General features: G+C 60.8%; 16 protein-coding genes. 6 read left to right on the top strand and 10 right to left on the bottom strand.

All coding sequences use genetic code 11. The features are described from left to right. Positions 1–243: 243 nt before the first annotated feature. Positions 244–1,092: a class II fructose-bisphosphate aldolase gene (locus tag DWV48_RS01160; protein ID WP_118652587.1), complete on the bottom strand. Its 849-nt coding sequence runs from the start codon at positions 1,090–1,092 to the stop codon at positions 244–246. A 334-nt stretch (positions 1,093–1,426) separates the two neighbouring features. On the opposite strand from DWV48_RS01160, the gene DWV48_RS01155 reads away from it, so the two are divergent. After that, on the top strand, positions 1,427–2,233 hold the full coding sequence (locus tag DWV48_RS01155; RefSeq protein ID WP_118652585.1) for a DeoR/GlpR family DNA-binding transcription regulator: 807 nt from the start codon (positions 1,427–1,429) through the stop codon (positions 2,231–2,233). A 320-nt stretch (positions 2,234–2,553) separates the two neighbouring features. Here DWV48_RS01155 and DWV48_RS01150 read toward each other — a convergent pair whose 3' ends face one another. The 5 genes from DWV48_RS01150 to DWV48_RS01130 form a co-directional block, all read right to left on the bottom strand. Next, positions 2,554–3,489, bottom strand: a complete 936-nt coding sequence (locus DWV48_RS01150; RefSeq protein ID WP_118652583.1) for a hexose kinase — start codon at positions 3,487–3,489, stop codon at positions 2,554–2,556. Between the two features lie 108 nt (positions 3,490–3,597). Next, entirely contained in the window at positions 3,598–4,482 is an 885-nt protein-coding gene (locus DWV48_RS01145; protein ID WP_118652581.1) for an aldose 1-epimerase family protein, read from the bottom strand. A gap of 285 nt (positions 4,483–4,767) precedes the next feature. Beyond that, positions 4,768–5,295: a galactose-6-phosphate isomerase subunit LacB gene (gene lacB, locus DWV48_RS01140; protein WP_118271987.1), complete on the bottom strand. Its 528-nt coding sequence runs from the start codon at positions 5,293–5,295 to the stop codon at positions 4,768–4,770. Between the two features lie 12 nt (positions 5,296–5,307). Further along, complete coding sequence (gene lacA / locus DWV48_RS01135) at positions 5,308–5,736, bottom strand: galactose-6-phosphate isomerase subunit LacA (RefSeq protein WP_118652579.1); 429 nt, start codon at positions 5,734–5,736, stop codon at positions 5,308–5,310. Between the two features lie 79 nt (positions 5,737–5,815). Next, complete coding sequence (locus DWV48_RS01130) at positions 5,816–6,580, bottom strand: DeoR/GlpR family DNA-binding transcription regulator (RefSeq protein WP_233546011.1); 765 nt, start codon at positions 6,578–6,580, stop codon at positions 5,816–5,818. A 267-nt stretch (positions 6,581–6,847) separates the two neighbouring features. Between DWV48_RS01130 and DWV48_RS01125 the strand changes: the two genes are divergently transcribed. Next, on the top strand, positions 6,848–7,186 hold the full coding sequence (locus DWV48_RS01125) for a PTS lactose/cellobiose transporter subunit IIA (RefSeq protein WP_118652577.1): 339 nt from the start codon (positions 6,848–6,850) through the stop codon (positions 7,184–7,186). A gap of 177 nt (positions 7,187–7,363) precedes the next feature. Here the strand turns inward: DWV48_RS01125 and DWV48_RS01120 are convergent, their stop codons facing one another. After that, complete coding sequence (locus DWV48_RS01120; RefSeq protein ID WP_118652575.1) at positions 7,364–8,377, bottom strand: LacI family DNA-binding transcriptional regulator; 1,014 nt, start codon at positions 8,375–8,377, stop codon at positions 7,364–7,366. 341 nt (positions 8,378–8,718) lie between these two features. Here DWV48_RS01120 and DWV48_RS01115 point away from each other — a divergent pair, with 341 nt between their 5' ends. Further along, positions 8,719–10,476, top strand: coding sequence for a lactose/cellobiose PTS transporter subunit IIB (locus DWV48_RS01115; RefSeq protein WP_118652573.1), 1,758 nt, complete (start codon positions 8,719–8,721; stop codon positions 10,474–10,476). Positions 10,477–10,568: 92 nt separating this feature from the next. After that, the gene (gene lacG, locus DWV48_RS01110; protein ID WP_118652571.1) at positions 10,569–11,978 is read left to right on the top strand and encodes a 6-phospho-beta-galactosidase; all 1,410 of its coding nucleotides are present in this window, start codon (positions 10,569–10,571) and stop codon (positions 11,976–11,978) included. 382 nt (positions 11,979–12,360) lie between these two features. Here the strand turns inward: lacG (DWV48_RS01110) and DWV48_RS01105 are convergent, their stop codons facing one another. Further along, positions 12,361–13,407 (bottom strand): LacI family DNA-binding transcriptional regulator, encoded by a 1,047-nt coding sequence (locus DWV48_RS01105; RefSeq protein WP_118652569.1) that lies wholly within the window; start codon positions 13,405–13,407, stop codon positions 12,361–12,363. Positions 13,408–13,795: 388 nt separating this feature from the next. Between DWV48_RS01105 and DWV48_RS01100 the strand changes: the two genes are divergently transcribed. Both DWV48_RS01100 and lacG (DWV48_RS01095) read left to right on the top strand, forming a co-directional pair. Beyond that, positions 13,796–15,676, top strand: a complete 1,881-nt coding sequence (locus DWV48_RS01100; RefSeq protein ID WP_118652567.1) for a lactose/cellobiose PTS transporter subunit IIB — start codon at positions 13,796–13,798, stop codon at positions 15,674–15,676. A gap of 129 nt (positions 15,677–15,805) precedes the next feature. Then, on the top strand, positions 15,806–17,236 hold the full coding sequence (gene lacG, locus DWV48_RS01095; protein WP_118652565.1) for a 6-phospho-beta-galactosidase: 1,431 nt from the start codon (positions 15,806–15,808) through the stop codon (positions 17,234–17,236). A gap of 214 nt (positions 17,237–17,450) precedes the next feature. Here lacG (DWV48_RS01095) and DWV48_RS01090 read toward each other — a convergent pair whose 3' ends face one another. After that, positions 17,451–18,233: a sulfite exporter TauE/SafE family protein gene (locus DWV48_RS01090; protein WP_118652563.1), complete on the bottom strand. Its 783-nt coding sequence runs from the start codon at positions 18,231–18,233 to the stop codon at positions 17,451–17,453. Between the two features lie 24 nt (positions 18,234–18,257). Beyond that, on the bottom strand, positions 18,258–18,866 hold the full coding sequence (locus DWV48_RS01085; RefSeq protein ID WP_118652561.1) for a hypothetical protein: 609 nt from the start codon (positions 18,864–18,866) through the stop codon (positions 18,258–18,260). Positions 18,867–18,874 lie beyond the last annotated feature (8 nt).

Raw genomic sequence — 18,874 nt, 5'->3', positions numbered from 1 at the left:
ACGAGTTTTCGAAGAGGCCGAGTACACCAGGGTTTCGGACGTCAAACAACTGGGGTTTTGCCATCCAAAGCTGCCGTCTACTCGAACGGGCTCAAAACTCGTTACAAAATCGCCCGATTCGTGGCTCGAAACCACTGACGCAGCCTGTGGATGCGATTTCCAATCGCGCCAGAAAAAAGGGCGGCCCGAAAGCCGCCCTCCCTCTGCGAATTTCGATTTGATTCGCGGAATGCGCGTGTTTGATTAGGCGCGACCCACGGAACCGAGGTTCTCCATGCGGATCTTGACGATCTTGGTGATCTCCTCGGCGCCGGCCTTGCCCGGGTTCTTGGGATCGAAGTTGTTGGGGTTCTCCGCCATGTAGGCCATGTAGCCCTTGGTGTAGGCCTGACGCAGCTCAGTGGCGTAGTTCACCTTGCAGATGCCGTTCTTGACGGCCTCGGCGACCTGCTCGTCCGGCACGCCGGAGGTGCCGTGAAGGACCAGCGGCACATCGACGGCGGCGCGGATGGCCTTGACGACGTCCTGGTCGATGTGGGGCTCCTCGGTGTAGACGCCGTGCGCGGTGCCCACGCCGATGGCGAGAGAGGTGCAGCCGGTGCGCTCGACGAACTCCTTGGCCTCGACCGGGTCGGTGTAAGGGGACTCGCCCTCGACCTCGACGTCGTCCTCCTTGCCGCCGACCTTGCCGAGCTCGGCCTCGACCGGAACGCCCATGGCGGCGCCGGCGTCGGCGACGAGCTTGGTGAGGGCGATGTTGTCCTCGAAGGTCTCGTGGGAGCCGTCGATCATGACGGAGGTGTAGCCGGTGCGGAGGGCCTTCATGCAGCGATCGTAGCCATCGCCGTGGTCGAGGTGCAGGGCCACGGGCACGGAGGCGCGCTCAGCGGCGGCCTTGACCATGCCGTAGAAGTAATCGAGGCCGGTCTTCTTGATGGTGCCGGACGTGGTCTGCATGATGACGGGGGACTTGGTCTCCTCGGCGGCGGCCAGGACGGCCATGACGAACTCGAGGTTCTCGACGTTGAAGGCGCCGACGGCGTAGTGGTTCTTCTGCGCGTCGAGCAGCATCTCCTTGGTGGTTACGAGCATGAGCGATCGCTCCCTTCTCCACGGGCGGGATGGCCCCGCGCCGCTTGGCAATTCATCGGCCCCATCGCCGACGTACTTGATGGCCCTATTGTACGAAACTGCACCGCATGCGTGCCCGCTACATCGCTCTGTCCGCACGGGATGTTGATGAGTATTGGCAAGAAAACACAACACGCGGTCCTTGATGGCGAGATGTGAGATTGCCTCCGCACCCTTTCCCCCACTTGCGTTCATGGCAAAACGAAAGAGATTAAAACTTCTTTTGCTTCTTTAAAAGAAAATATAAGAAAATAGAATCTGCACAATTCGCACACGAATCCTCAAGGGGGCACCTATGTCCGCCACAGCCTCACGCACCTTCGCCGAAGAGCGGCGCGCCGCCATCATGGACATGCTCGAGCGCACCTCGTCGGTGCAGGTCGCCGATATCGCCGAGACCTTCGGCGTCTCATCGGTCACTGCGCGCGCGGACCTCGATGCCTTAGCCAGTGCGGGCAAGCTGCGCCGAACTCATGGTGGCGCCGTCTCGCTTCACAAGAGGCTGACCGTTTCCGTGCAGGACCAGCGGATCAACGTCAACGTCGAGGCGAAGCAGGCCATCGCCCGCACCGCAATAGGGCTGGTGCACGACGGCGACACGGTGTTCGTCGACTCCGGAACCACCGCGCTCGAGTTCGTCCGCATGCTCGACATCCGCAGCGGCGTCACGGTCATAACCGCGGACATCACCATCGCCGACTTCATCGACGAGAGCCTGCCCGGCGTCACGGTCATCATGCTCGGCGGAGAGCTGCGCCAAGGGCACCGTTACCTTTTCGGGCCACTCACCATGGCCGCCCTCGGCACGCTGCACGCCGATCTTTCCATCATCTGCCCAGGGGCGTTCGTGGCCAACCGCGGGTTCATGACGGACTTTCCGCAAATGGCAGAGATCAAGACGGCGGCCACGGGGGTCGCCTCGCGCAGCGTCGCCCTCATGGACGCCAGCAAACTCAATGCGCGCGGCACCTACTGCTTCGCCCCACTCGATGCGGTGGACCACATCGTCATAGACAAAGATGGAGAGGGCGCCCTTGCGGACGCCCTCGGCGCTCTGCCCGAAGGCGCCAAGCGCCCTCAGCTTTTAATTGCCGACCAATAGTCGGGATCCGCGGCGGCATAAAACGCAAAGGTGGTAGCACAGCTCGATAAAACTTCCGAAATTCGTGAAGTTTTGTCGAGTTGTGCTACCAAATCAACCCGGCACCAATCAGGAGCGGGTTCCCACAGTGCCCGAGGTTGCCGCGAAAGAAGAGGGCGCACGCCTTGCGTGCGGCGCCCGACGATTGAACGGCAAGATCGGTCCCGCAAAGCCGCGCGGGTTTCCCAGGCGCCGCAGATTCGCCCGAGGGCGAGGGCGCGGTGTACGAAGGTACACAAGCTATCGCACTCGGGCGAAGGTGCGGTGCCTGGGGAAGCCGCCTAGAGCTCGGTGACCTCGACGGCGTTGTAAACTTCGTCCCAGCGCTCGATGACCAGGTGGCCGGTCTGCGGGTCCATGGCGTTCAGCTTGCCGCAGGTGTTGGCCGTCTTGAGCACGGTCACGTCGTCGGCGCCGGCGGCGATGGCGTGCGCGAAGCCGGCAATGGTGGAGTCGCCGGAGCCGGTGGCGTTCACGGCCGGGATCGGCGGGGTGACGGCGCGGTAGATCTTGTCGCCGTGGAAGGCGAAGGAGCCCGCGGCGCCCATGGACACGACGACCCACGGGATGCCGGCGAAGCGGGCGTCGGCCTTGAGCGCGGCGGCCAGGTCAGCCACCTGCTCGGGCGTGTACGACGTGCCGAGCAGCGCGTTGATCTCGGTGAGGTTGGGCTTGACGAGCGTGGGCTTGACCTCGGCCTCGAGGGCGGCGTCGAGAGAGGCGCCGGAGGTGTCGAGCAGCACCGGGACGCCGTGCTCGGCGGCCTGGGCGACCATGCCGGCGTAGAAGTCCGCGGGGACGCCCTTGGGCAGGGAGCCGGAGATGGTCACGCAGTCGGCCTTGGCGACGAGCTCGGCGAACTTGGCGGAGAAGGCAGCGAGCTCCTCAGGCGAGATCTCGGGGCCGCTCTCGAGCAGCTCGGTCTGATTGCCCTCATGCAGGATGTTCAGGCAGATGCGGGTCTCGCCGGCGATGGGCGTGAAGTCGTGCTTGATGCCGTCGGCATCCATGAGGGAGCCCATGTAGGCGCCCATGTGGCCACCGAGCAGGCCGGTCGCCACGACGTCATCGCCGAGCTGGCACAGGACGCGGCTCACGTTCAGGCCCTTGCCGCCCGCGGTCTTCTTGGGGGAGACGCGGTTGACGTCGTCGATGACCAGCTTGTCGAGCTGATACGCGGTGTCGATTGCGGGGTTCATGGTTACGGTCAGAATCATGTTCACTCCTTTTCTCGGGGCCAACCCACAGGCCCCGGTTCTACACAGTGCCTCCGGCACGCCGCGAGGCCCAGTCGCGCCTCGCCGCCCGTCGGATGAAGCCGATCGCTAGAGGATCTCGATCGAGAAGGCGCGCTTGACGGTTTCGCCCGGCTTGGCGGTCAGGCAGCCGCGCTTGTCCTCGAACACATCGTCCTCGTCGGAGCAGGTGGACAGGCCGCCCCACGGCTCGATGGCGACGAAATCGCCCTCGGGCTTGCTCCAGATGATGAGGTAGGGGAAGTCCGGAAAAGACACACGAAGGCCCTTCTCCTCCCCCTTCTTCACAAGGTCGACCGTACGGCTGTTGAGGACGTCGAAGATCGTCTCAGCGAAGTCAAAGAGCTCGTGGGTGAGCGGCAGTGTGCGGCCGATCATCGGGTTGGCGCTCCTGTTCTCCACGTCGATGAGGCCGGTGGACGGGACGGCGGTGCACAGGGTCGCGGCCTCGTCGGCATCGAAACGCAGCTCGTAGTCGGAGTAGCCCTCGCCCTCATCGAGCGGGCAGGCGAACCCGGGGTGGCCGCCGATAAAGAACGGCATGTCCTCGTCGCCCTCGTTGGTGACCTCGTAGCTCACCTGCAGCTTTGCGCCGTCGAGCGCATAGCGGGCGACCAACGCGAACGGGAACGGGAACTGCTCGAGCAGCTCGGGGTGCTCGGCGCTCGAGAGCTTGAACGCGATCTGGCCCTCGCCCTGCTCGGCGAGCTCCCACTCCTGCTTGCGGGCAAAACCGTGACGGCCCAGCTTGACCTGCTTGCCCGAGCGGGTCTGGGCAGCGTCATCGCGCAGACCGCCGCAGATGGGGAAGCACACGGGAGCCTGCCCGCTCCACACCGCGGGATCGCCCTGCCACAGATACTCACGCCCCTGCGAGAACAGGGAGGTGAAGGAGCCGCCGGCGGTGGTGAAGCCCACGCGCAGGGTGCCGTTGTCCAATACGAAGTCGGCCATGGCCCTCTCCTCTCCGCACGATACAGCGTGCGAAAACAAAGAAATACGTGCAATTGTATGCAGCTCGATTGTACCGCGCCGACGACCCCGCCCGCCTTCGCCTTCGACGCCGAATGCGGGCGAGCAGCGGGGCAAAGCAAACCAAAGCAAAGCCCGCGCCCCCTGACGGGACGCGGGCGCAATCGCTCGCTTCGCGAAAGACGGGGCTCGGCCCCAAGGGTCCGGATCGAGATGGACGCACCCACATCACGGACGCGATATGGTCGCGGCTATATCGCGCGCAGGCTAGTCGTGGTACTCGCCGCGGTCCCACTTCTCGATGAACTCGTCGAAGAAGTGCGGGTCGGCCTGGGCCTCGGCGTCGGCCTTGTTCACGGCATCGATCTTGGCCACGAGGGCGTCGCGCTCGGGGGTCGGCTCGTACTCGGCCTCGAGGAACGCGAGCATGATGTCGGCCATGAGGAACTCGCCGGTGATCTTGCCGCCGAAGCCGACCACGTTGGCGTTGAGCTCGCGGCGGGCGTAGAGGGCGCTCGTCATGTCGCGGACCAGGGCGCAGCGCGCGCCGGGCACCTTGTTGACGGAGTTGGTGATGCCGATGCCGGTGCCGCAGAGGACCACGCCGAGGTCGGCCCTGCCGGAGGCCACGGCCTCGCCCACGGCCTTGCCGTAGATCGGGTAGTGGGTGCGGGTGTGGCTGTAGGTGCCGCAGTCGAGGACCTCGTAGCCGGCCTCCTCCAGGCGGTCGTGCAGGTACGTCTTCTCGTCGGTGACGATGTGGTCGCAGCCGAGTGCGATGATCTTCTTGGTCATGATTCGTTCCCCCTAGGCCATCTTGTTGAGCATGTCGACGCGCACCTGGTGACGACCGGCGGCGTAATCGGCCTTGAGGAACTCGCGGGCGATCTTCTTGGCGACCTCGGAGCCCACCACGGCGGAGCCCAGGCAGACGATGCGGGAGTTGTTGTGCTCGCGGGTCATGTAGGCGCTGCGCTCGTCGGAGATGTTGGCGGCGACCATGCCCTTGACGCGGGTCGCGGCCATGTAGCTGCCCACGCCGTACGCGTCGAAGCAGAGGCCCTGCGAGCCCTCGTTCTCCATCAGGTCGGCGGCGACGGCGGTGGCGGAATCGACAAAGTCCGCGGCGGGCTCGACGGAAAGGTCGACCACCTCGTGGCCGTCCTCGAGCAGCGTCTCCTTGATGAGCTCCTTGAGCGGCATGCCTGCCGCGTCAGAACCGATGACAACTCTCATGCTGTCCTCCTTTACGTGCGCGCACCCGATATGCGCGCTTGGTTACCTTGCCCAGACACCGACGCCGTCCACAAAGAAGCTAGCAGATCATCTTGGTGAATTCCTCGACCTGCCGGCGCTTCTCGTCCGCAATCGAACCTTCGCAGATGAGCGCGTCGATGTTTGAAAGCCTGTAGAACGTGTAGAAGTCCCGCTGGCCGATCTTGCTTGAATCCGCCACAAGATACCTGGTATCTGCCTGGTCGAACGCGAGCTGTTGGAAGCGCCCCTCGTCCATATTGGAGGTGGAGACCGCGTCAAAGCAGATGCCGTTGGCGCCTATAAAGGCGACGTCTATGCCCAGAGTCGAGATGGCGTCCTCCGCCACGGGACCCACAAACGCGGTGGTGCGCCTGCGGTACGTTCCGCCGATGAAGCAGAGCTCATAGGCCTCGTTGGGTTCCAGCAGGGTGAAGATGGACTGCGAGTTGGTGATGATGCGCAGGTGACACGAGGGCAACAGCGGAACCATCTGCTCGATGGTGGTTCCCGTGCCCAGGAAGATAGTCGAATCCTCCTCGACCAAGCCCGCTGCCGTACGCGCTATATCGATCTTCTCACTCGCATGGCGGGCGCGTTTCTCGATATGGCTGTACTCGTGGCGGATCATCGAACGGCGCTGCGAAGACGCGCTACGGGCTCCCCCGTGGACGCGAATCACCTCGCCGGCGCCCGCCAGTTCCTCCAAATCGCGGCGAACAGTCATGTCCGACACACCAAGGGCGTCCACGATCTCCTTGACGGAAACGGTGCCCTGGCTCTCGATAAGGCGCATGAGCCTATCCTGTCGTTCAGCTTTGATCACCACGTCCTCCTTTCACAGTTTCCAACATAATCAAACATCTTTCAACATGCAAGAACTTTTCTAAAGATGCATTCAATATAAATTGAACACCATTGTTTTCCTACTGTTTTACCGTTTGTCGATCTTTTTCTACCGTTTACGGTGTTTTATTACGAGAATATCTGTTTGCTTTTGTTGAAATGTTATTGTGCCGCTAGCCCGGATATTCCAGTCCACTGTGTGCGTGTCAGATCATTTGGGCACGTGCTCATTCCCTATGGAGGAACCATGGCAACTAAAGAAGAAATCTCGATGATTGGTTTTGAGATCGTCGCATATGCCGGAGATGCCCAGACCGACCTTATCGCCGCTTGCGAAAAGGCAGGCAAGGGCGACATCGAAGGTGCGCGCGCCCTTCACGAGTCCGCAAAGCAGGCGCTGATCGACGCCCATGACGTCCAGACCAAGCTTCTTTCCCAGGAGGCAGGCGGCGGCGAAATGGACGTGACCTTCATCATGGTACACGCGCAGGACACGCTGATGACCACCATGCTACTTGAGAAGCAGACCAAGTTCACCATCGACGCGTACGAGCGCATCGGCCAGCTGGAGGCAAAGCTCGCCTAAAGAGCCGCCTAAAGAGGCCCTACAAGAACCATCCGCGACAGCTTGTTCCCCCGGGTGCGGCATTCCCCCTCTTGCCGTACCCTTTCTACGTTCACCTGCCGCATAAAAAGACGGAGCCAAAAAGCGCGCTCGCGCCCGGCTCCGTCTTGCTATCTAGATAGAGGCAAAAGGCCCGCGCTACCTAAGGTCGCGGACCGACCCCCGCTCAACCAGGTGCCCCGGGAACAGCTTGTGGTTGCATCCGTCCGCCATGCGCTCCGGAATCACCAGCTTGCCAATTGCCCACTCAGCGATTGCCGAGTTGTCAAAGTGAAGCGACGTCAATTGGCAGTTGGGGACAAAGGCGGACGAGATATCATCCGCGCCAATCATGCTCACGTCCCCCGGAACCGAAAGGCCCGCATCGGACAGCGCGCACATGCAGCCATAAGCCATCGCATCATCGGATGCAAACACAGCAGTGCAGGCACCGCTGCGCACCTTATCGGCCAACAACGTTCCCGCCGCATATCCGCTTTCTGGGCTCCAATCACCCGCGATAACCTGCGGCGGCTCAATCCCGTGATCAAGCATGGCAGACCGCCAGCCACTCTCGCGCGCGACGCCTGCGAGCGATCTCGAAGGGCCGCTGATGTGCCAAATCTTTGTGTGACCGTGCTCAACCAGGTAATCCACCACCGCGCGGGCGCTCGCCTCCTGGTCGGAATCAACGGTAGGGCACGCAGGGTGATCATGCATAGAAATGATCACTTCGGGAAGGCCCGCCCGGGGCACAAACGTGTCAAAGTCCTCCGGCGTGCGGTTGAGCACGTATATCATGCCGTCGATCGACAGGCTCGACATGCGGTCCGCCGCCTGCCCCAGGCTCAAGGGCTCCTCGCGATCCATCTTTAGCAGCGCTATGGTGTAACCCTGCGCCGCAGCGGCGTCAACAAACATCTCAAGGCGATCGCGATTGCCCGTCTCGGAGATATTGCCCATGGCGATACCCAGGGCCATGTAGCGACCACGCCGCAGCGCTCGCCCTGCATTGCTTGGACGATACCCCAGCTCGGCAATCGCCCGCCTTACCTTCTCCTTTGTAGCGGGGCGCACCGCAGGAGAATCATGCACGGTGCGTGAAACGGTCTGTTCAGACACACCCGCAAGACGTGCGACGTCCTTTATCGATGCGGGCTTTCCATCAGCCATTACTTCCACCTTCCCCTTAACATGCACACCTTTTGAACATACTGGATAATCCGCTCACCGTATAAAAAGAACCGCTCAGCCTAAAAAGAAACCAGCATTCCAATTCAAAATGTTAACGTCATCATTGTAATGTTGACGTCGCCATTTTGGATTACAGGCTCCTTGCAGCCACCGCGGCAAAACATGTTGATTGTCGGTGGGCACGCATAAGAGGAATCATTACCGGGCTTTTTTCCTCTTATCGTAAACAGCGATCAATTGCCAAGCCGCAACGCAACAGCTCCTGTAACCCTGGCACAGAACAGAGCACTGGTTTAGCGTCCTCCTGAAAGGAGAGGGAAATGGAACAACTCATTGCGACCATTGAGAAGGGCAAGCCGTTTTTTAACGCCATTGCCCGCAACAAGTACCTCAAGGCGATTCGTGATGGCTTCATCTCGGTTATCCCCATCATCATTTTCTCCAGCATCTTCATCCTGGTAGATGCCGTACCCAACGTCTGGGGCTTCTACTGGCCTGCAGAGATCGACGCCATCCTCATGAAGGCCTATAACTACTCCATGGGCATCCTGGCACTCGGCGCCGCCGCCACCACGGCCAAGCACTTCTGCGACGCGCAGAACCGCGACATGCCCAAGAACAACCAGATCAACTTCCTCTCGGTCATGATCGCCTCCGTCATCGGCTTCCTGCTCCTTTCCAGCGACGCCATCAACGTAGAGGTTGATTCCACCTCTTACTCCGGCTTCGCCAACGGCTTCCTTGGATCAAAGGGCCTGCTTACCGCCTTTATCTCGGCATTTGTGGTAGGCATTGTCTACAAGTTCTTCGTGTCTCGCAACATCACCATCAAGCTGCCCGACCAGGTTCCGCCCAACATCTCCCAGACGTTCAAGGACCTCATCCCCTTCTCCGTCTCCATTTCCATCTTCTGGCTCTTCGACCTTATCTTCCGCAGCGCGTTTGGCTTCTGCTTCGCCCAGGGCGTCATCCAGGTCTTCCAGCCCCTGTTCTCCGCAGCCGATAGCTACGTAGGCCTCGCCATCATCTACGGCGCCATGAGCCTGTTCTGGTTCGTCGGCGTTCACGGCCCGTCCATCGTCGAGCCCGCCATCTCCGCTGCCCTTGTCGCCAACATGTCCGCCAACCTCACTGCTTACCAAGCAGGCGAGCAGGCAACCCACGTACTCTCCCTTTCTTCCCAGTACTTCGTCGTCTGCCTTGGCGGCACCGGCGCTACCCTGGTCATCTGCTTCATGTTCGCCTTCCTCGCCAAGTCCAAAGAGATGAAGGCGATTGGACGCGCCTCCATGATCCCCACGCTCTTCAACGTCAACGAGCCGTTCCTGTTCGGCGCCCCCATGGTCTTGAACCCCATCTTCTTTGTCCCCTTTGTCTTCGCCCCCATCTGCAACATCTGGGCTCTTAAGATCTTTGTCGACCTCATCGGCATGGACGGATTCCTCTACACGCTTCCCTGGACGGTCCCCGGCCCCGTCGGCATCATCATGGGCCTTGGCTTCCAGCCCCTCGCGTTCGTGTTCCTCGCCGCTGTGCTCGCCATCGACTTCTTGGTCTACTATCCCTTCTTCAAGGTCTATGATCGCGAGAAGTGCGAGGAAGAGGCCGCCATGCTCGAGGAAGAACTCGCTGCAAAGGCAGCCGCCAAGGGCGACGCCATGACCGCAGCCTTCCAGGGCAAGATCAACGCTTCTTCTGTTGCGGACGATGACTCCAAGACTCAGGCCGCAGCCGCAGATTCCAACGACCTTGCAAAGCTCAACGGTCGCCGCGTGCTGGTGCTTTGCCAGGGCGGCGGTACCTCCGGCCTGCTGGCAAACGCCCTTGCCAAGGCAGCAAAAGAGCACGGTATCGACCTTGAAACCGGTGCGGACGCCTACGGCAACCACGTCGATATGATGAAGGACTTCGACCTGGTTATCCTCGCCCCGCAAGCAGCCTCCTACTTTGACGACCTCAAGGCAGACTGCGACCGCATGGGCCTTGCCTGCTGCGTCACCCGTGGCAAGCAGTACATCGACCTCACCCGCGACGGAGAAGCCTCCCTGCGCTTTGTGGCCGAACAGCTCAACCTGTAATCAAACCATCGCGCAAGCGTATCGCCCGGCCGTCGTCCCCACAATCGACGGCCGGGCACTTCCCTACATCAAGCAAGAAAAAGGATCACATCATGAGCTCCAATCAGTTCCCCGCCAACTTTGTATTCGGAGGCGCCACGGCAGCCTATCAGGTCGAGGGCGAAACCCAAACGCACGGCAAAGGAAAGGTCGCTTGGGACGACTTCCTCAAGGAGCAAGGCCGCTTCTCCCCCGACCCCGCAAGCGACTTCTACAACCAGTACCCGCGCGACCTTGAGCTTTGCGAGCGCTTTGGCATGAACGGCATCCGCCTCTCCATCGCCTGGAGCCGCATCTTCCCCACCGGAACCGGCGAGGTCAATCCCGAGGGCGTCCAGTACTACCATGACCTCTTCAAGTGCTGCCGAGCGCACGGCGTCGAGCCCTACGTCACGCTCCACCACTTCGACACGCCCCTCACCCTGTTCGAAAAGGGCGATTTCCTCAACCGCGAAACCATCGATGCATTTGTTGACTACGCCACGTTCTGCTTTAAGGAGTTCGCGGACGACGTCACCTACTGGTTCACGTTCAACGAGATCTGGGCGGACGCCACCAACACCTACATCGAGGGCACTTTCCCCGGCGGCGAAAAGGCCAACCTGGCCAAATGCTTCCAGTGCGAGCACAACATGATGCTCGCCCACGCCCGTGCCGTCCTCGCGTTCAAGCGCGGCGGGTTCTCTGGCAAGATCGGCGTTATCCAGTCGCTTGAGTACAAGTATCCTTTGGACGAGAATTCCGCCGCAGACATCAACGCTGCTAAAAACGAGGACGTGCTGCAAAACCAGTTCCTTCTCGACGCCACCTTTAGGGGCGACTACGCCGCGGATACGCTCGAGGTTGCCAGCCGCCTTGCCGCAGTTTCCGGCGGCAGCATCGAGATTCGCGAGGATGATCTTGCCGTCATGCGCGAGGCTGCAGCACTCAACGATTATCTGGGCGTCAACTACTACCAAAGCCGCTTCCTGCGCGCCTACGAAGGCGAAAACGATCTTCACCACAACGGCACGGGCGAAAAGGGAACGGACCGCTTCCGCTTGGCGGGCGTGGGCGAGCGCGTAAACAAGCCCGGCATTCCCACCACGGATTGGGACTGGATCATCTATCCGGAGGGCCTCTTTGACCTCTTGGTCCGCATTCGCCTGCAGTACCCCAACTACAAGGAGATCTTTATCACCGAGAACGGCATGGGCTATAAAGACCCCTTTGTCGATGGTTTTGTGGACGATGCACCCCGTATCGATTACGTTGAGAAGCATCTCGCTGCGGTACTGCGCGCCATCGAGGCGGGCGTCAACGTAGGCGGCTACTTTATGTGGAGCCTGCAGGACCAGTTCAGCTGGACCAACGGCTACAACAAGCGCTATGGATTCTTCTACGTTGATTACGAGACCCAGGAGCGCACGCCCAAGGCCAGCGCTTACTGGTTCAAGCGCGTCGCGCAGACCCGCTGCCTGTAGGTCCGTCTGTCACCACGCCGCGGCAGCTGCCGTACCCGCCGCCGCGGACGCCGTCACCATAGTTGCCACAGCTGCCTCACCAACCGCCGCGCCAAGCACAAGCCCTGTTCCAGCCATCTGGAACAGGGCTTTTTCTCAACCTTTTTGCCGCTCCCCATTCAGCGGCCCTCCGGCTCCGGCTCTCAATTTCACGAGACGGGCTTTTGAACGCTTTTTTTCCGCCTCAGCCTTCAAAAAAACGTTCAAAAGCCCGTCTCGTCATTCTCCTACTATTTCGATGCGTTGATCCAAGCCGAAAAAGCCGCCTCGGACGTCGCCAACGCAGTAAGACGTAGCGAAACGTAGCAAAACGCCGCACAACGCCACACAGCACCGCAAATACCTAGCGAGCGTCCGACACGGTGCTGCGCTCGACCAGCTCGCCCGGCAGACGCACCGCCTCGACCTTAGATTCTCTCGATAGCTGGGAGAAGAAGTAGTCGAACGTCTTTCGGCCACGCTCGCGCATGTCGAAGCGCACCGTGGTCAGGTCATTGTGGGGCACCATGCCCTGCATGGAATCGTCCACGCCTATAACACTCACGTCTTCCGGCACACGCCTGCCATGGGCGCGCAGCGCCATGATGGCACCCATGGCCATTTGATCGTTGGCAACGTAGAGCGCCGTCATCTCAGCGTCTTGGACGAGCTTTTCGCCAAGCTCGTAACCGCTGTCCGCAGTCCAATCCCCGTGTAAGGGCTCAACGACTTCGAGCCCCGCGCGCTCCAGCGAGTCTCGCCAACCGCGCGTCCTGAAATCCGCCGTGATCGAGTCTTTGGGGCCGGCCAGGTGCCTGATCTGCGTATGGCCGCGCGAGCGAAGATGGTCGACCACAAGCTGCGAGCACCCGTATTGATCGGAGTCGATAGTGGTGCAGCGCGGGTGCTCCTTCATGGAGATGATGATGGTGGGCAGGCCGTTGAGCGGCTCGAACTCGTCAAAATCCTCGATAGTCCTGTTGGTGTTGAACACCATGCCGTCCACGGGGAGCTCCGCCAGGCGACGCACGGTGTCCCGCAGGCGCACGGACTCGCTCTCATCAAACTCGATCAAGGTGACGGCGTAACCGTACTCGCGGGCGGCGGACATAAGCCCCTCCAGCGTAGCTACGTTACCCGTATGGGTGATATCGAACATGCACAGGCCGATGCAGCCGTACTTGCCGCCGCGCAGCGACCTGCCGGCAAAGCTGGGGTAGAAGCCAAGCTGGTCCATGGCATCCATAACGCGCCTTCGGGTCTCCTCGACCACGCACGCCTGCCCGTTGACCACGCGCGACACCGTCTGTCGGGAGACGCCGGCAAGCTTGGCGACGTCCGCCATGGACACCGCCCTGCCAGGCTTGTGGACTGAGGAACCTGCCGCCGTCATCTTGTTATCCCGTTCCATCCAACGGCTCCCCTCGCACTGCGCATGCTCTCAGATTGATGCTCGAATTGCTGTTCAAACTGCTGTTCTGGTAAATGTAGCATCAACTGAGCGTAAGCTGAAGAGCACGTGCGCATTGAACGAAGGCTATCGCCTTTTCCGCGCACCTCTGCCTGCATCTATCCCACCGCTTGCCGCCGATAATCGACCGCTCGCATCCCTCTACCCCCAACGCCCCTTGCACTGCCATCAACTCATGTTAACGTGCTCATTGTAGAAATGAGCACGTGCTCATAACGAGTATCATCCGGGCACAACATACTCGTAAGCAGCGCAAGCTCGCCCTAGCAGCCATCTCTACTAGCACGTTTAGTGGCTGCAAAAGCAAACCCATGCAAACGGAGGGTCCATGGAAAAGCTCATAGCGCTCATCGAGAAAGGCAAACCTTTCTTCAACGCCATCGCGCGCAACAAGTACCTCAAGGCAATCCGCGACGGCTTCATCTCCGTCATGCCCATCATCATCGTCTCCAGCATCTTTCTTTTGGTCAGCGCCGTCCCCAATGTCTGGGGCTTCTACTGGCCGGCAGAGATCAACGATGTTCTCATGAAGGCCTACAACTACTCCATGGGCATCGTCGGCATCTGCGCAGCGGCCACCACGGCCAAGCACTTCTGCGATGCGCAGAATCGCGACCTGCCCAAGAACAACCAGATCAACTTCATCTCGGTCATGATTGCATCGCTCATCGGTTTTCTGCTGCTCTCCAGCGACGCCATCAGCTTCACGGATAACGGCGTCTCCATCTCCGGCCTCGCCAACGGCTACATGGGATCCAAGGGCCTGCTAACCGCCTTTATCTGTGCGTTCGCCACCGGCATCATCTACAAGTTCTTTATCAAGCGCAACATCACCATCAAGATGCCCGAACAGGTGCCGCCCAATATCTCCCAGACCTTCAAGGACATCATCCCCTTTGGCGTCTGCCTGGTCTTCTTCTGGGGCTTTGACTTTGCATTCCGCAACGTCTTTGGCTTCTGCTTCGCCCAAGGCGTTATCCAGGTGTTCCAGCCGCTCTTCTCCGCGGCAGACGGCTATGTTGGCCTCGCCATCATCTACGGCGCCATGTCGCTCTTCTGGTTTGTAGGCGTCCACGGCCCCTCCATCATCGAGCCCGCAATCTCTGCCGCCCTCATCTCCAACCTTGAGCTCAACATGGCCATGTACCAGGCCGGTGAGCACGCAACCGCCGTCCTCACCAAACCGCTTCAGGATTTCGTCGTCGCCATGGGCGGCACCGGCGCCACACTGGTGATCTGCTTCATGTTCGCCTTCCTCGCAAAGTCCAAAGAGATGCGCGCCGTGGGCCGTGCCTCAGCCGTGCCGGTTTGCTTTGGCGTCAACGAGCCGTTCCTCTTCGGCGCTCCCATGGTCTTGAACCCCATCTTCTTCATCCCCTTCATCTTCGCGCCCATCGCCAATATCTGGATCACCAAATTCTTCATCGACGTCTTGGGTATGAACGGCTTCATGTTCAGCCTTCCCTGGACCACCCCCGCGCCCTTGGGCATCGCCATGGGTCTGGGACTTCAGCCCCTTGCGTTCCTGCTCATCCCCGCCCTGCTGATTGTTGATTTCCTCATTTATTTCCCCTTCTTCAAGGTATACGACCGCGAGAAGTGCGCCGAAGAAGCCGAGGCCGATCAGGCTGAGGTCGCGCAGCGCGCCGCCCAGAAGCAGGCTGCCATGAACGCCGCATTCCAGGGCAAGGCGGATACGGCAAGCGTCGCCACCGGCGCCGTCGCCCAGGCCGCCGCGAGCATGGCAGCGGAGAAGAAGCGCGCCGCCGGCCAGTCTATGGATGAAGAATCTGCGGGTAGCACCACCCCCGCTGCATCTGATGATGATGACGCAGCCGCCAGCGCCTCGTCCAGCACCACCGACGCGTCGGGCAACCCCTATGCAGCGCTCAACGGCCGTCGTGTCCTTGTCCTGTGCCAGGGAGGCGGAACCTCCGGCCTGCTCGCCAACGCGTTGGCCAAGGCCGCCCGCGAGCACGGCATCGATCTCGAGACCGCAGCGGACGCCTACGGCAGCCATCTGGACATCATGCCGGACTTCGACCTGGTTATCTTGGCACCCCAAGCGGCGTCCTATTTCGACGACCTCAAGGCCGACGGCGAGCGTATGGGCGTCGCCTGCTGCGTCACCCGCGGCAAGCAGTACATCGACCTCACCCGCGACGGCGAGGCATCGCTGGCATTCGTAGCCCAGCAACTGGGAATCTAGATTCCTGCGCATGCAGTAGCGCGCTCGAATAGAGCCCCCATTTCCGCGGTCCGGGAGCAACACGCCCTGCCGTCTTCTCCCGAACCGCCCCCAACCCCTTTCAGCCCTTCAAACAAGATTGGATTCGCCATGAGCCCCGTCTTTTCCGCCGATACCTCCCAGCGCTTTCCCGACAACTTTGTTTTTGGTGGCGCCACCGCCGCCTACCAGGTAGAAGGCGCTTGCCAATCCCATGGCAAGGGCAAAGTCGCATGGGACGACTACCTCGCTCAGCAAGGCCGCTTTTCACCCGAGCCCGCCTGCGACTTCTATAACCGTTACGATAGCGACCTCGAGCTGTGCGAGCGCTTTGGGATGAACGGCATCCGCGTGTCGATCGCCTGGAGCCGCATCTTTCCCGATGGCGGCGTGGGTGAGCCCAACCCCGAGGGCGTCGCCTTCTACCACAACCTTTTCGCCAGCTGCCGCGCCCACGGAGTCGAGCCATACGTGACCCTGCACCACTTCGACTCCCCCGCCGCGATCTACGCCAATGGCGACTTCCTCAACCGCGATGCCATCGACGCCTTTGAGGCGTATGCCCGCTTCTGCTTTGACGAATACCCCGAGGTGACCCGCTGGTTCACGTTCAACGAGATCGCGGCGGCCACGCTCAACCGCTACGTCGAGGGAACCTGGCCGCAGGGCAAGAAGGGCTGCCTGCACGAGTGCCTGCAGGCCCAGCACAACATGATGCTCGCCCACGCCCGAGCCGTCTTGGCTTACAAGCAGGGCGGCTATCCCGGAACGATCGGCGTCATCCACGCACTGGAATACAAGTATCCCTATGACCCCGCCTGCCCCGGCGACATCCAGGCAGCTAAAAACGACGACGTTTTGCAAAACCGCCTGCTGCTCGACGCCACCTTCCGCGGCGACTATGCGCCCGATACGCTCCAGATTATCGAGCACCTCTGCCAGGCGAGCAACGGTTCAGTCGAGTTTTTGGACGATGACCTCTCGATTATGCGCCGCGCCGCGCAGCTCAACGACTGCCTGGGCATCAACTATTACCAAAGCCGTTTTCTCAAGGCGTTCGACGGTGAGACCGACCTTCATCACAACGGTACAGGCGACAAGGGCACCGGCCGCTGGCGCGTGGCGGGCGTGGGCGAGCGCGCCGTACGCCCCGGCGTTCCCACCACGGACTGGGATTGGATTATCTATCCCAAGGGCCTGTTCGACCTTATGATGGATATTTCACTGCGCTACCCTAATTACAAGCAGCTGTTTATCACCGAAAACGGCATGGGTCGCAAGGACCAGCTTGTCGATGGCACCGTGGACGATTCCGAGCGCATCGCATACGTCGAAGACCACCTGCGCTGGATCCTCAAAGCCATCGAATGCGGTGTCGACGTTGGCGGCTACTTTATGTGGAGCCTGCAGGACCAGTTCAGCTGGACCAACGGCTATAACAAGCGCTACGGCTTCTTCTACGTTGACTTTGAAACCCAGCAGCGCACGCCCAAGGCCAGCGCGTACTGGTTCAAACGCGTCGCTCAGAACCACTGCCTATAGGCATCGAATCACCTGTTAGCGCCGCATATCATTAAACGCATGCGCCCCCTGTCGGCATCGCCGCCGCAGGGGGCGCATTGGTTTCCGCCGATATCCATCGGCGCAGACGCTCGTCCTTCATATCAATGATGCACAGTAATGTACAAATATGCGCACATGAAAAGCATGTGCGCACAAATCTGCTCAGCTATTTGATTGTCAGTGGGGCCCGAGATCAACCGCAATATCGCACCACGTTGAAACCGCTGATCAAAATGATGGCAACCATGAGGCCGCAGAACAATTTGTCCACCGCGGCATCGTCGATGTGCTTGTTCATGGCGCGACCCGCGATGCCGCCGAGGATGCCGCAGGCGGCCATGCCCGCGAGCAATGCGACGTCGAGGTTGGACACACCGCCCGCAATCGCCGCGATCGTGCTGGCGGCCTGCGAGAACAAGATGATGTACAGCGAGCTTTGGGCCGCGCGTTTGGTGCTCATGGTGAAGAAGTAAAACAGGACCACGAGGTTGATGGGCCCTCCGCCGATACCCAGGAAGGAGGAGGAGATGCCCAGCACCAGGCCGATGGCCATGCAGGGAATGACTCCGGTGACATTGCGGGTGGCGATCTTTTCCTTGTTCAAGGTGTACAGCAGCGTCCCCGCCGTGACGAGCATGAGCGTTCCCGCCTGCACGGCGCCGGCGATGTTCGCGTCGCCGAAGAACGATGCGACCGCGGAGAACATCTGACGCCCCGCCAAACCGCCCGCAGCCGCGCCGACGGCAAGCGGGGTGTCGATCTTCGGATCGATCTTGGAGTCCCCCGAGACCTTCGATTTGATCACCGAGTAGCACGTCATCGACAGCACGGTGCATCCGGATAGGAAGTTGATGGTCGCGACGTCCGCGGCGCCGACGGCATCCATGGCAGGCTTGATGATGATGCCGCCGCCGATGCCGCAAATGGCGCCGATGGTGGAGGCGAAGAACGCAATGGCAAATACGATCGCTAGCATACGGGCTTTTCGAACCCTTCCCTGTTACTTGGAGACGGCCGCGTCGAGCGAGCGCTCCGCACGCTCGCGATACGAAGCGGAGCGGTCCTTATCTCCCTTGTTGTCGTACTGTATCGCGAGCATCTGGCACAACAGCGCTTCCTCGACTCCGCTCGCGTCGGACAGGGCGCTCTCCATCTCATTGATGTAGGCGTGGGAACCCTTGAGGAAGATGTCGTAGGTGCGGCGGTTCGCCTTGGCCATGGACTCGTCCCCATTGGCCTCGAGGTACTCCAGCACCTCGCGCGCGTGGAGTTCGTCTTCGATCTCCACGTAGAAGGTGAAGGCCTTGACCGCGAGCGCGATCCTCTGCTCATCGTTCATCTTGAGCGACCCCATCTCGCGGATGACGGCGGCCGTCTTTTCGGCGTCGTCCATGGCGAGCAGCGCGTTCAAGCGCATGAACAGGACGTTGTACTTGGGATACAAAACGTTGGTGAGAGGACGGTCGAGGACCTTCAGGTAATTCTCCAGATCGCCCTCGCGCAGATAGGCCTCGAGTTTGGCGAAGGTGGCGCGCTTCTGCACCTCCATGTAGATGGTAAACGCGAGCGCAACCACCATGACCACGATGCCGACCGTCTTCATATCCATGTTCTTGC

The sequence above is a fragment of the Collinsella sp. AF08-23 genome (assembly GCF_003479805.1).
Taxonomy (GTDB): domain Bacteria; phylum Actinomycetota; class Coriobacteriia; order Coriobacteriales; family Coriobacteriaceae; genus Collinsella.
This window is presented reverse-complemented; position numbering and strand designations above follow the sequence as displayed.

What these genes read in the sequence shown, in the direction of transcription:
- DWV48_RS01125 (WP_118652577.1), top strand. Translation starts at nt 6,848, where the DNA reads ATGGCAACTAAAGAAGAAATCTCGATGATTGGTTTTGAGATCGTCGCA.
- DWV48_RS01155 (WP_118652585.1), top strand. Translation starts at nt 1,427, where the DNA reads ATGTCCGCCACAGCCTCACGCACCTTCGCCGAAGAGCGGCGCGCCGCC.
- DWV48_RS01150 (WP_118652583.1), bottom strand. Translation starts at nt 3,489, where the DNA reads ATGATTCTGACCGTAACCATGAACCCCGCAATCGACACCGCGTATCAG.
- DWV48_RS01115 (WP_118652573.1), top strand. Translation starts at nt 8,719, where the DNA reads ATGGAACAACTCATTGCGACCATTGAGAAGGGCAAGCCGTTTTTTAAC.
- DWV48_RS01120 (WP_118652575.1), bottom strand. Translation starts at nt 8,377, where the DNA reads ATGGCTGATGGAAAGCCCGCATCGATAAAGGACGTCGCACGTCTTGCG.
- lacG (WP_118652571.1), top strand. Translation starts at nt 10,569, where the DNA reads ATGAGCTCCAATCAGTTCCCCGCCAACTTTGTATTCGGAGGCGCCACG.
- DWV48_RS01100 (WP_118652567.1), top strand. Translation starts at nt 13,796, where the DNA reads ATGGAAAAGCTCATAGCGCTCATCGAGAAAGGCAAACCTTTCTTCAAC.
- lacG (WP_118652565.1), top strand. Translation starts at nt 15,806, where the DNA reads ATGAGCCCCGTCTTTTCCGCCGATACCTCCCAGCGCTTTCCCGACAAC.
- DWV48_RS01160 (WP_118652587.1), bottom strand. Translation starts at nt 1,092, where the DNA reads ATGCTCGTAACCACCAAGGAGATGCTGCTCGACGCGCAGAAGAACCAC.
- DWV48_RS01085 (WP_118652561.1), bottom strand. Translation starts at nt 18,866, where the DNA reads ATGGATATGAAGACGGTCGGCATCGTGGTCATGGTGGTTGCGCTCGCG.
- DWV48_RS01090 (WP_118652563.1), bottom strand. Translation starts at nt 18,233, where the DNA reads ATGCTAGCGATCGTATTTGCCATTGCGTTCTTCGCCTCCACCATCGGC.
- lacB (WP_118271987.1), bottom strand. Translation starts at nt 5,295, where the DNA reads ATGACCAAGAAGATCATCGCACTCGGCTGCGACCACATCGTCACCGAC.
- lacA (WP_118652579.1), bottom strand. Translation starts at nt 5,736, where the DNA reads ATGAGAGTTGTCATCGGTTCTGACGCGGCAGGCATGCCGCTCAAGGAG.
- DWV48_RS01145 (WP_118652581.1), bottom strand. Translation starts at nt 4,482, where the DNA reads ATGGCCGACTTCGTATTGGACAACGGCACCCTGCGCGTGGGCTTCACC.
- DWV48_RS01105 (WP_118652569.1), bottom strand. Translation starts at nt 13,407, where the DNA reads ATGGAACGGGATAACAAGATGACGGCGGCAGGTTCCTCAGTCCACAAG.